The following is a 12,296-nucleotide window of genomic DNA, read 5'->3' on the forward strand; positions in this document are numbered from 1 at the left end:
GGTCACTTCGACGAAAACGCCATCTATCAACATCTCGGCGCGATTCATGGCGTGATCAGACCATTTTGGCGTTACACTGCATATCAGGAGTTCATCTTGCGTCGAAAAATCATTTGCGCGCTGGATACCGGCGAGCTGTCAGAGGCTAGGGCCATGGCAGCACGGCTAGCGCGCTATGCGGGGGCGTTCAAGGTAGGCCCAGCGCTGGTGCTTCAGTACGGTCTTGACGTCGTCGATTACTTGCGCGAGGATGGCGTGGACAGAGTTTTCCTCGACATGAAGTTCCACGACATCCCGAGCACGGTCGGACGGGCGGTACGCGAAGCCGCTAATCGAAACGTATGGATGCTGACGCTGCATATCTCTGGCGGGCCGGCGATGCTCACTGCCGCAGTGGAAGAGGCAAAGTTCCACGGAGACACGAAGGCGCCACTCTTGATCGGCGTGTCCGTTTTGACTTCGTTGGACCAGCACGTTCTGACCGATCACCTGGGCGTCCGGCGATCTGTTGAGGAGCACATGGTTTACCTTTCGAAGCTAGGCGTGGACTGTGGCCTGGATGGAATCGTTTGCAGCGTTCATGAAGTGGCTGCAATTCGAAAGGAGATCGGCCGCAGCATAATCGTGACACCTGGAATTCGGGCTGCTCACGATGACAGACACGATCAGCAGCGCGTCGGTGACGCGAAGTCTGCGCTCAGCGCCGGTGCCGACTACCTCGTTCTGGGACGTGCGTTGACGAGCGCAGACGACCCGATTGCGGCGTTGCAGGGGCTCGGCATAGAGACCGAGGAGTGGCACGCCGTTTGAACGGCGCTGCAGAACGGCTATTGGCGTGGTTTGCGGCAAACAAGAGGCCGTTGCCATGGCGCGGGACAGCTGACCCTTACAGAATATGGGTCAGCGAAGTCATGTCGCAGCAAACTCGACTGGAGGTTGTGGCGGAGTACTTCTTGCGCTGGATGGACAGGTTTCCGACAGTAGAGTCGCTTGCTGCCGCAGACGAGGACTCGGTGCTGGCAGTCTGGCAGGGGTTGGGCTACTATCGCCGTTGCAAGAGCTTGCGGCTTGCCGCAGCGATCGTTGCCCGGGAGGGTTTCCCAACTGATAAAGCTGGCTGGCAAAAGCTGCCCGGCATCGGCGATTACACGTCAGGAGCGATCGCTTCCATCGTTAGCGGTGAACGCGTGACTGCCGTCGATGGCAATGTCCAGAGGGTGTACGCAAGGTATCACGCAGACTCGAGCCACAAACTCAAGAAAGCGGCGGACTCCTGGTGTCAAGAACTGTTGGCTGAGGCTTCGCCCGGCGATTTGAACCAAGCTCTGATGGAGCTTGGCGCAACCGTATGCCGACCGTTGTCGCCGTCATGTTCCGAGTGCCCTCTCGAGTTCGACTGCGAGGCGTGCGCCACGGGCGATCAAGAGGCGTATCCGGCCAGGGCTAAGCGGCCGCCGATGAAAGAAGTACGATTGCGCGTGCTAGTCCCGAGATGCGCGGGGCGATACGGATTGCGAAAGATAACGGATGGACCGTGGTGGGTCGGCATGTACGGATTCCCGACTTTGACATCTGACGAGTATAGCGCTGATTGGCCTTCGATGCCGCTGATCTCGATCGGCGAGCATCGACACACGGTGACGAATCACCGGCTGATCTTCCAGGCATGGGTCTGTGAATTCCCACGCGCTGACGATCGATTCATGTGGGTGACTGAGGAGGAACTGCAAGCGGTTGCGCTGCCCTCGCCGTTCCGCGCAATCGCACGCTCAGCACAAACGACGCTTGCTGACACAGTAGAGGGAGACTCCGACGATCACGACATGCGCAAGAACTCTGTCGGCTGTACGAGCAGGCCGTCTTCAGCGAGAAAGTAGATGGCGACAGGTGGGAGTTCCTGCCTGTTCCGCAATATCTTGAACAGGAACGTGATCGGCTCGTCCCCAGCCTTGAAATCCATGATGTACGGGTTTTTCGGTCTCGGAATCGGAGTGTGCACGTCGTGGTACCAGAGCTTCTTTTCGCCATCGAGCCACACGACCATGGCAACGCCGGCAGCCGCCACAAGGCGGTAACTGCCCGACTTTGGAAACACGGCCTTCGACCACAGATAGACGACGCCCGGGCCTGTCTTGAACAGCGGTTCGGCGTCAAAGACGACGCCAGGGAAGTGTTGTTCGCTCCACTGCACCGGCAAGTCGCTGCGGCCATTGAATATCTCGTCGACGCTGAACTTGGTTTCGGCTTGGAACTTGTGTTCGTAGCCGGAGCCGTCGTGATTCACGAACGGACCGACCGTGTACCAGAGCTGAGAGCCGAAGATCGGGATCAAGACCTCATATTTGTTTAGCTTGAGACGCAGGTTCGCAAGGCTCGCCTCGTGCCTCTTCGGTGGTTCGACGACCGCTGGAAACGACGTGCTTTGGCCGGGCTCGAGCCTTGTGCTAGCCAGCTTCGTAGCGATCTTCCACCCTTCCGGGGCGGTCAGCTGTGAACGAATCTCCTCGTCCGAGGTTCCAATGTTCGTGAATGTCAAGGCCATTCGCAACTGCTTTCCAGGCCGGACGATGGGCGGATCGATGTACCGGGCGGACAAGCGGATGTTCTCAATCTCCGTGATCGATTCGTTCGGCGCTTGAGCAAGGAGTTCCGCCAATTTTTCAGGAAACTCTGGCGCGGGCGGCTCGGCGACCGGTTGCTCCTCCTCCTGCGCCTCAGCGTCAGGACTAGGTTCCGGCGGTGCGGGGGCCGTTGCCTTGCCAAACTGCTTGCAGTCGTTGGCAATCTGATCGACGAACTTGGCGATTGTCGCCGGAGGATCGACGTTGCCGATGCCGTGCCCTGCAACGAAGTTAGCCCCGAGCGGCTTCAGCCAGGGTTCGGGAACCGAACCAGATAACGCCGCAGAGATCGCGCCGCAAGCCAAGCCGGACTGTCCCGAAGCGCCACAGCAGCCTGCGGTCGTCAGCACTGAGGGTTCGAAGTCTCCCTTGCCGTTCAGCAGGCCTAAGAGAATCCAACTGAACGTGAGGCTGGCGTCCAAGTCGTCCGTCACGCCGATGCTGGAAGCAAGCGTCTCCCTCACTACCGTCACTCCATCCGGATTGGACAGGCTCTGCATCAACATGGGCAAAGCCTCAAGGATTCGGCTCTCCTTCGGCAGGCAATCAGTCGCAACGCGAACGAGGTCGGTTAGCTGAACGCCCGGTGCTGCAGAGGCCATCATGCGGGCGAGGGCGACGGCGGACCAAACGCCGTCGCCTGCGTGATCGATCGACGCGTCGTAGTAGGCGTACTCTGTCGCAGCGTTTGGATCTCCGTGGAACGCGATCCCCCAATAGATCGCCCGGCCGATCGCCTGCGATCCGGTAGGCAACGGATTTGCAAACGACCCGGAGATCGGAGAGCTCAACCCGCGAGCAGCGTTGGAAAGGCCGAACGCCGACTCGTCGACAGGGTAGTTCCAATTTGCGAGCAGCGATTGGCTGACCGTCTGGGCTGACTTCTCCGACCGAATGTGCTGCGACCAGACAAGCCACGCCTCCAACGCTTCAGATTGTGCCATCCGCGCTGGGATAGGCTCGTAGAACGATAGCTTGCGGAGTTTCGAGCCGCCCTTGTGCGGCGCGCCAAGCGTGGCGCCGACGAGAGCGCCCTGGATTGCAGCCCGGATGAAGTCGGCCATCGACGAACATTGTAACCGTTCGGACACTCGCTTTGCCGGGTAGTACAATGGGCCGTGCGAGAGATCGACCTAATCATCTTCAGGTGGATCAACAACTGGCCGGAATGGTTGGAACCCCTGATGATGTTTTTCAGCGAAGGGAACAAGCAGTGGTGGGTTCGGCTCTCGCTGCTGGCCCTGTTGATCTACTGGATTTACCGTCCTAAGACGAGGCCGGCGGCGATTCTCGCCATGGTCGCGTGGCCGGTGGCAAACGCCTTGTGCGACGTTCTCAAGTCGACGTTTCAATTGACCAGGCCGCTGGCTGATCTCGCGGAGCTGAACGCTCGCCTGGAGCTCACCAGTTTCGGGACGGCCAGCGCGCACGCGGCGACGATGATGTCGATCGCAATGGTGTTCCTGTTCTACAACCGCACGCTTGGCTGGACTTGGTTCGGTGTTGCGATCATAGTGGGTTTGTCGAGGATTTTCGTCGGTGTTCACTACCCGTACCAGGTGCTGCTGGGCTGGGGGATCGGAGCGTTCGTTGGCTTCGTGGCGGTCAAGAGCTGGCAGGCGTACATCAGTCGTCGACGTCCAAGTCGGGCCGACGAATCACCGGCAACGGATCAGTAAGATCGATGTTGCCGAACGTCTCCAAGGGTCTGCCGCCTGCGTAGAACTTTGCAAATTCGATCTCGGGGAACTGTCCGAGTGTGACGAGCAGGCCATTCACGAGGATCTGTTCGTCCTCGGTGCCGTACGACCGGCGGAACTCGCTGCTAAAATACACGCTTGCGATACCGTTGTTCAACTCGATTTTCTCAGCAACGGCGTCTGACGGCACGACGTCGAGCTGGTCGAGGAAGAGGTTTACGGCGAACACCGTTTGATCGACCCCTTCCGGTACTTTGACCGGTTCGGAACTGAAGTCGAGCTTCTCGTCATACGTCGGTATCACGAGAGTGACGCTGCCATCGACGAGAGTCTCCTCTTCTCGCGGGATTTCGTCTGCTGGCGCAAACTTCACGTACGCGGCGATGCCGAGAACGACGACCGCCGCGAGAACGAGCACGACGCCTACCGGCGACTTTCCAGAGTTAGTTCGTGTCATCGCCTAAGAACACCTTTAGTCCCTTCACGATCGCCTTCGCGACCGACTCCTGAAATTCGAGCTCCTGTACCCGGACCCTGTCGTACGAATGGTTCAGGAACCCCAGCTCTATCAACACGGCGGGCATCTCGGTAAATCGTAGCACGGCGAACCCCTTCACGCTGTAGATTCGGCTATCGCTCCAGACTCCCATATCCGGAATCTTGCTGACTCCGGCGATCTCTGTCTGTATGCACTGGGCTAGGAAACGAGAGGTCGCCTGCTGCATGTGAAAGAACGTCATTCCACCCGATCGGGTCTCTGCCACTCGATTTGAGTTGTGATGGATGCTGATGAAAAGGTCGGCGTCGCTTCCGTTCGCCATATCCGCCCTCTCTTGCAGGCCCACCTCAGAGTCGTCGCCACGAGTGACGATCACTGATGCTCCGGCTGCCGTCAGTTCGGCTACGAGGAGATCGGAGAGCTGTAGATTCAAGTCCTTCTCATCCAAGCCGTTCCAAATCGTGCCCGTTTGTTCGCCTCCGTGTCCGGCATCGACGACGATCACCTTGTTCGTAAGGCTGCCTGACGCCTCAGACGGTCGAAAGAAACGCAGCGTGATCAATCGTTCGTTGTTCTTCAGCTCGAACGCCAGCGGCTGGAGGAGGTTGAAGACGATGTGGACGTTCCCGTGGCCGTCGTCCGTGATCATGGCGGATTGCAACAGATCGGAGTCGTACACTTGCACCGCGCCGGGACGGGTCGCGCTTGCGCCTGACACGACCAGCTCGATCTTGCCGGGATTGATGTACTTGGCGGTTGGCCCGGCCGTCAGAGAGCCGGTGAACGGCAGCATGAGTACGATCTCCTGCTCCGATGCAGAAGCGATGTTTGGAATGGAAATGACGGCGGTGGGATCGACGTCCAGCTCGTCGGCCGGTTCATCCGGCGGCTCTTGGCCAACGATGCCACCGATGGAGCCAGGGTCGCCGGACTGTTGCCCTGCGTTTGGCGGCTCGACGTCGGGGTCCTCCGGCTCGTCAGGCTGGGCGTTCGCGCCAAACTGTATCGTGAAATGTCGCGCCGGGCTTAGCGTCGGAACGTACTGGTCGGCCATTTCAGGAGACTCGATGACGACGCGCACGATCTCCGGCTTGAACTGGCCGATGCGCCAGCCGTCTGGCAGATCTCCGATCTGATCACGTGAAAACACCGCTCCTCGCAGATCAACGATGAACCGAACGGGATCGTCAAGCTTGAAGAAGACGGGCAGCACCGGGAGCGTGGCGTCGATCCGCAGTCCAGCCTCGGTCCGCTCGACGTTGCGAACGACGCTTCGCACGATCAAGAGCAGGCCGCTCTCGTCCCAGGAAAGGTTCGCGCCAAACAGTCGCCCAGCCTCGTGCAGCGAGACCATCTTGCGCTCTTCGATCATCTGGAAGGGAAGCGTAATATCGCGATCGCCGTCTGACACATGGAGTTCGCCATCGGTGGCATTGGTCCCAAACCCCCAGGCATCGAGCAACGACGGGGCGATCCAGCATTCGTCATCCATGCGAACGCTATCGTCCTCGAACGTACCGTGGAATGTGAAATCGACAGCAACAGCGATCGGGCCATCTGCCCAGGCTGCCGTCATCACCATCCATGGAAGCAGAGCGGCAAGCCAACGCCTCATTCCATTGAGTTTCTCTATTGTACTAGAAGACGGCCTCAGACGGCTGTGGTTTCACTGTAGTACAATTCTACGGGTCCGGGCGATTAGCTCAGCTGGTAGAGCGCCTCGTTTACACCGAGGATGTCGGGGGTTCGAGTCCCTCATCGCCTACCACCTCACTCAGGGGCTAGGGCCAGCTTGCGCATTTCGTACTGCTGCGACACGGCCCAAGTTCCGCCAGGCTCCCTTTCTTCGGTCACCACCAGTGCCCTTGAGGCGCCGGTTGATCTGATGCGCTTGCGTACTTGGATCAGTTCCGTTTGGTCCTTTCTGCTGCCGATCAGCTCGACAGTGTCGGAGGTGCCCGTAGCGCTTCCGTCGAACACAGTGCCTTCTTCGGTCGCGCCAGCGACCAGCCACGCCCCGTCGCCCTTCGAATAGTAGTACATCAGGCTGGATACCAAATCGGTGCCGATAATCGTTCTTTCATTCAAAGAGAACCCTTGAGTGGCGAACCTGTATTCAATCCGCCCTACGGGTCCGCCTTCCTGCCACAGCGCCCACGTTCCTTCGAGTACGTCGAGAGCGTTCCCGGCGGGGAAGCGACCGACCGGCTCGCTAATCATCTGCAGTAGCTCTGCGTACTCGTCGGTATTGCGGATCCTATTGAGGTCTGAGTCGCTCTCGAAATTCTGAACGTCGGTGAACCCCGCTTCAACAGCTCGCTTCAGCGTTCCAAGTCCGTCTTTCTCACGGCCCAGCAGCACCTCTGCACAAGCCTTGTTGTAGAGGACGAAGTGCGGCGCGTAAGACCGATCTGCAGCCTCGTCGTACGCGGTGATCGCGTTCTTGTACTGTTTGAGATTGTGAAGGGAGTACGCGAGCCGGAACCACGACCGAGCGTCGTCGGGATCGCTCTTCACAATCGCCTTGTAGCCGTCCGCAGCCTCGTTGTACCGGCGAGCGCGGAAATCTGCCTGGGCTTCGGTGCGCTCAGCGGACATTTGTTGCGCCGTAGAGTCTCCCGCAAGCAGCAGTAGGCACACGATCACGATTACAGCCCCAAGCACCGTGGGACGCGACAAGGATCGAGACATCTATCAGTAGTATGCAGCGTTTGGCGCCATTGTTCCGTTTAAGCGGCTAGTCGGCAGATTCTTCGAGAAGACGATCGAACAAACGCACCATCGCGAGGGTGTCGCGCTCGCAGTACTCCTCGAGCGCTTCTCGGATACTCGCCCTGGATTGCGCGGTCAATCCGTCGCCGATCAGCCGCTGGAATTGGTATGCGGCAACGTCGCCTCCTTGGATCTCCAAGTCGTCGTAGCTGAGGTCGGGGACGATCGCCGGCAGCACGCTCTTGATCGAAAAGCTGCCGTGAAAGCCCGGATGGTAGTAATGCTTCTTGATAACCGCGAGCAGATCGAAACCTTGTTTCTCAAAGGCCTCCAGTGCAAGGTCTGCGTTCGGAACGGTGTGCGAGGCTAACTCCTTGAGCCGGCTGACTTCGTAGTTCGAGTAGTACACAAAGGTCGCCGCCGACTGCACCGCGTTCCAGAGGCTGGTCGTAAACTCCTTCCGAGGATCGTGGGATCCGTCGGCCAGGAACGACTTGTGCACTGGTTCGGCACCTGGTTTGGAAACGATGTGCAGCGACCATTGGAACGGCAGAATCTGAAACGGCCTGACGCCTGCATACGGCGGGATCGCGACCGAGAGCGCCTCGAAGTCGACGAAGTGCAGCGGATACGGCAGATTCCGCAAAACGGCGCCGAGATCGTCGCTGACGAAAGGCGCGTCGAAGCGCACGACATCGGCGATCTTTCTTTGCGTAGGCGTCAGCTTTTCGTCCTGCGGTATTTGATCGATGGACGCGATGCCGGATCGGCGAAACTCAACGACTCGCTCGGCCTTTATCCGCGGAAGTTGGACAAGGTCGTGTTCGACGGCAACCTCGTGACAGTAGTCGTAAAAGGTGCACTTCGGTCTGAGGCAATGCACGTTCGTCTCGACTTGTGGCTCTGGGCCCGCAATTAGCTCAACAACTTCGTGCAGTTCGCCTTGCAAGTTTGGCAATCGATGGAACACATCCTCCGTCACGTCGACCGTCTTGAAGAACCGCTCGTGGTCTATTTGGCCCGCAGAGCCGACGTACCCCTTGTCAATATGGATTAGTGACGCCTTCATGACCCTCACGCCACACTCCAACAGGGCAGCGACCTGAAAGGCAATGTCGTCCAAGTAGCTCTTGTTTACCGCGCCGCCGCTCTTGACCTCGATCAGGTGCCAGGCCTCCTCTTCGCGAACCAGGATATCCGGCCTGCATGCAATTCGCTCGTTTGAGAACGCCGCTTCGAAGAGGCAGTCCGCACCGTCTGCCATCGCCTTGGCCGTGGCGGAAGTCGCCGCCGGCCAGTCGCTGGAAGGAGTCTCGATCAGCACACCGGTGAAAAGTCTGCGCGCGAGCTGGCCGACGTGTCGCCCAGTTTCCATGCGCGCTAGCTCATCTGGCTTGAGAGGCGCGGCCAAATCCTTTCGATGAACGGACAACCATGCGCGCTTGGTGCACGTTGAGGCGCTCAGGAATTGATGCTTCGTTATCGGCACAGTCGCCGGAATCGTACCAGTTTCAGAAGTTCACGCGGCTGCCGGACGAGGCCGGTTTCAGAATGTGCGTAACAGTGGGGAACCAGATGAACGCGTCTTCGTCCTGAGCGTCGTTGATGCTGTATTCGAGGTTTCCATCGCGCAATCTGATCTCGATTCTGCGAACGCGCTGTGTGCCGTCCAGCAGCTTCAGGACACCCTCGATCGAGATGTGCTGCGCGATCTGAACGACGCCTCGGAAGACGCGGCCGTTGCCGTCGATGTACCGGTAGTTCCAATCTCCGGTCGCCGGGTCGCGCAGCCAAACGCCGCGCGCGCCGCCAGTCGCAATCCCCGCCCACCTCTCTTCAATCCCAGCGCCGTCGCCTCTGCGGACGAAGTCCACGCGCAAGTTCTGACTAGCGGTCCATCGACCTTGCAGCAAACTGAGGTCTTCGTCGAAGCCCGGTGCCGACTGTTCGTCTCCTGACAGCAACGCCGCAAATCCCGACAGCCGACGCACCGCCGCAAAATCCTCCGCATCTTCTATACGCCCGAGGTCCGTAAAGCCTGCTTCGAGCGCGTCGCGGAGCCAGTTCAAGGCGAGCTCAGGCTCTCCGATCTTCGCGTATTCGCTGGCCACGAGATACCGGACTTCGGCGGAAAGGTAGTCCGCATCGTCCGCATCCATGAACGCACGGATCGCTTCGTCAGACTGTCCGAGCTTCTGGTGCGCGATCCCCTTGTAGTACAGGTTCTTGCCGCCGTCGGTGTCGAGGTCCATTCGGTCGAAGTACGTCAGCAACAGCTCGTAATCTCCAGCGCGCATCGCAGCGTTGACTTCCGCCTGCGTCGGAATGTCCAGCCTTAGCTTGATGAATACACCAGCCACTGCGGCGACGACTACAAAGCACGATGCCGCGATCAGGAGCGTCTTCTTCTTCTTGGGCGTCAGATTCATTCTGGGTAGTTACGAAACGTCTGACGGGCAGCGGTAGTTCCGGCGCGAGGTATCACGGTAGCATATCCGGGCGAGCCCACCTATGGCAAAACCACCCAAGATGAAGACGAACTCTGTCGGCAACCGGCTGAGAACACCGCTTCCGAAGGTCGGCATCCGCCCCGTGATCGACGGGCGGTACGGCGGTGTGCGAGAGTCCTTGGAGGATCAGGTCATGAAGATGGCCGAGAGCACGGCGCGCCTGATCGAAGAGGAGTGTATGCACTCGTGCGGCGAGCAGGTCGAGTGCGTGATCTCTGTCTCGTGCATCGGTGGCTTGGCCGAGTCGGCGGAGTGCGATGATCTGTTCGCTCGTTCAGGTGTTGGGTTGACCTTGACAGTCACACCGTGCTGGTGCTATGGGTCGGAGACGATCGACATGGACCCGATCCGGCCCAAGGCGATCTGGGGTTTCAACGGGACAGAGCGACCGGGGGCCGTGTATCTAGCGGCGGCGTTAGCGGCGCACAACCAGAAAGGTTTGCCGTGCTTCGGAATCTATGGCCGCGAAGTACAGGACTCCGACGACATCAAGATCCCCGAGGACGTCCAGGTCAAGATCATGCGGTTCGTTCGTGCTGGTATCGCTGTCGCGACGATGAAAGGCACATCGTATCTGTCGATCGGCGGGGCGTCGATGGGGATCGCCGGGTCAATCGTCGACGTGGGATTTTTCGAGCGGTATCTCGGCATGAAGGTGATGGCCGTTGACATGGCCGAGTTCCGTGGACGGATCGAGAATGGGATTTACGACCAGGCGGAGTTCAAGCGGGCGATGTTCTGGGTGGCGGAGACTTGCGACGTAGGAAAAGACTGGAACCCGCCTGAAAAGCAGCGCTCTCAGGCGCAACAGGACGAAGACTGGGAGACCTCGATCAAGATGACGCTGATCGCGCGCGACCTGATGGTCGGCAACCCGCGTCTTGAGGAGATGGGTTTCAAGGAGCAGGCGCAAGGGCACAACGCTCTCATTGGGGGTTTCCAAGGCCAGCGGGGATGGACCGACTACTACACGAACGGCGACTTCATGGAAGCGATTCTGAACACGTCGTTCGACTGGAATGGGATTCGCGAGCCGTACGTCTTTGCGACTGAGAACGACTCGCTGAACGCGGTGTCGATGCTGTTCGGCAACTTGCTGACCGGAACGGCCCAGCTATTCAGCGACGTGCGGACTTACTGGTCGCTGGATGCGATCGAACGAGTGACGGGTCAACGTATTACGATCCCCTCTCCCTTGGGAGAGGGTGGAGAGAGGGTGCAAGCAGACGGCGTGCTGCACCTAATCAACTCTGGACCATCCGCGCTTGATTGGACGGGCGAATCGACGGGCGATGGCACGAGCAACCCCTCCCCCTTGGGGGAGGTTAGGGAGGGGGTGAACTGTCTGAAACCCTGGTGGAAGGTGAGTGATGAAGACGCCCAGCGGTGCCTCGCCGCTACCAAGTGGTGCCCGTCGATGACCGAGTACTTCCCGGGCGGCGGGTGGAGCACGGACTTCACCACGCGTGGCGGCATGCCAGTGACGATGTGTCGGGTCAATCTCGTGGCTGGGCTCGGCCCGGTGCTGCAGATCGCTGAGGGGTGGACCGTCGACTTGCCGCCAGAGGTACACGAGGTTCTTGACGAGCGCACCAACCCGACCTGGCCGACGACTTGGTTCGTTCCGAGACTGACGGGTGTCGGCGCTTTTTCGGACGTGTACTCCGTGATGGCCGCGTGGGGCGCCAACCACGGCGCGGTGTGCTACGGCCACATCGGCGCAGACCTGATCACGCTGGCCTCGATGCTCCGAGTACCGGTGGACATGCACAACGTCTCGGACGTCTTCCGCCCGTCCGCATGGACGCGTTTCGGGACGGCTGATCCGGAGTCCGCCGACTACCGCGCTTGCAGCGCGTTCGATGCGCTGTACGGGTAGCGTCTCTAGTTTCATGAGGTCAGCGCTTCAGGCTGAAACGCTCGAACATGCGCACACACCTCCAAATGCTGCAATAGTCGATTTTGGACTATGTGATTCTAGGGTGTAACCTCTTTGTCGTAGCTCGATGGAAAAGTCCATATATTCGCGTGACTATGCGATCCTCATCAATCTGTTAAGGGAGCGTAGGAGGGAAGTCAAAATCACGCAGGTAGAGCTTGCAAAGCGACTCAACCAAACGCAGTCCTTCATCAGCAAATGCGAGCGTCTCGAACGTAGATTGGACGTTATCGAACTCCGGGCATGGTGTGAATCGCTCGGAATGGAATTGGCTGAATTTATCGCTTTATTCGATGGGCGGCTCTCAAATTAGGA

Annotated in this window: 11 protein-coding genes and 1 tRNA gene; 6 read left to right on the forward strand and 6 right to left on the reverse strand. The window is 59.2% G+C overall.

What is annotated here, in order from left to right; genetic code table 11:
* Positions 1-96 precede the first annotated feature (96 nt).
* Positions 97-810, forward strand: coding sequence for an orotidine-5'-phosphate decarboxylase (gene pyrF, locus IH944_00440; protein MCH7903015.1), 714 nt, complete (start codon positions 97-99; stop codon positions 808-810).
* Positions 795-1,877 (forward strand): A/G-specific adenine glycosylase, encoded by a 1,083-nt coding sequence (locus IH944_00445; protein MCH7903016.1) that lies wholly within the window; start codon positions 795-797, stop codon positions 1,875-1,877. Before pyrF ends, IH944_00445 begins: the two co-directional genes overlap by 16 nt.
* Here the strand turns inward: IH944_00445 and IH944_00450 are convergent.
* Positions 1,817-3,685: an ADP-ribosylglycohydrolase family protein gene (locus IH944_00450; protein ID MCH7903017.1), complete on the reverse strand. Its 1,869-nt coding sequence runs from the start codon at positions 3,683-3,685 to the stop codon at positions 1,817-1,819. The two genes, IH944_00445 and IH944_00450, sit on opposite strands and share 61 nt — an antisense overlap.
* A 54-nt stretch (positions 3,686-3,739) precedes the next feature.
* Here IH944_00450 and IH944_00455 point away from each other — a divergent pair, with 54 nt between their 5' ends.
* Positions 3,740-4,300 (forward strand): phosphatase PAP2 family protein, encoded by a 561-nt coding sequence (locus IH944_00455; protein ID MCH7903018.1) that lies wholly within the window; start codon positions 3,740-3,742, stop codon positions 4,298-4,300.
* Here IH944_00455 and IH944_00460 read toward each other — a convergent pair.
* Together IH944_00460 and IH944_00465 are read right to left on the reverse strand one after the other, a co-directional pair.
* Complete coding sequence (locus IH944_00460; GenBank protein MCH7903019.1) at positions 4,248-4,778, reverse strand: GerMN domain-containing protein; 531 nt, start codon at positions 4,776-4,778, stop codon at positions 4,248-4,250. The genes IH944_00455 and IH944_00460 overlap by 53 nt on opposite strands.
* A complete protein-coding gene (locus IH944_00465; GenBank protein ID MCH7903020.1) occupies positions 4,765-6,435 on the reverse strand; it encodes an N-acetylmuramoyl-L-alanine amidase in 1,671 nt (556 codons plus the stop codon). Before IH944_00465 ends, IH944_00460 begins: the two co-directional genes overlap by 14 nt.
* Positions 6,436-6,512: 77 nt before the next feature.
* Between IH944_00465 and IH944_00470 the strand changes: the two genes are divergently transcribed.
* Positions 6,513-6,588, forward strand: a tRNA-Val gene (locus IH944_00470).
* Positions 6,589-6,590: 2 nt separating this feature from the next.
* On the opposite strand, the gene IH944_00475 is transcribed toward IH944_00470, so the two are convergent.
* From IH944_00475 to IH944_00485, 3 genes are all read right to left on the reverse strand, one after another.
* Positions 6,591-7,511 carry a tetratricopeptide repeat protein gene (locus IH944_00475; GenBank protein ID MCH7903021.1) on the reverse strand — a complete coding sequence of 307 codons (921 nt, stop codon included), beginning with the start codon at positions 7,509-7,511 and terminating at the stop codon, positions 6,591-6,593.
* Between the two features lie 46 nt (positions 7,512-7,557).
* Entirely contained in the window at positions 7,558-8,907 is a 1,350-nt protein-coding gene (locus tag IH944_00480) for a DUF2779 domain-containing protein (protein MCH7903022.1), read from the reverse strand.
* A gap of 136 nt (positions 8,908-9,043) precedes the next feature.
* Positions 9,044-9,961 carry a hypothetical protein gene (locus IH944_00485; GenBank protein MCH7903023.1) on the reverse strand — a complete coding sequence of 306 codons (918 nt, stop codon included), beginning with the start codon at positions 9,959-9,961 and terminating at the stop codon, positions 9,044-9,046.
* A gap of 100 nt (positions 9,962-10,061) precedes the next feature.
* Here IH944_00485 and IH944_00490 point away from each other — a divergent pair, with 100 nt between their 5' ends.
* Positions 10,062-11,921 carry an L-fucose isomerase gene (locus IH944_00490; protein ID MCH7903024.1) on the forward strand — a complete coding sequence of 620 codons (1,860 nt, stop codon included), beginning with the start codon at positions 10,062-10,064 and terminating at the stop codon, positions 11,919-11,921.
* A 127-nt stretch (positions 11,922-12,048) separates the two neighbouring features.
* Entirely contained in the window at positions 12,049-12,294 is a 246-nt protein-coding gene (locus IH944_00495; GenBank protein ID MCH7903025.1) for a helix-turn-helix transcriptional regulator, read from the forward strand.
* The last annotated feature ends 2 nt before the right edge of the window (positions 12,295-12,296 follow it).

The organism is Armatimonadota bacterium (assembly GCA_022563855.1).
Lineage (GTDB): Bacteria > Armatimonadota > Fimbriimonadia > Fimbriimonadales > Fimbriimonadaceae > JADFMN01.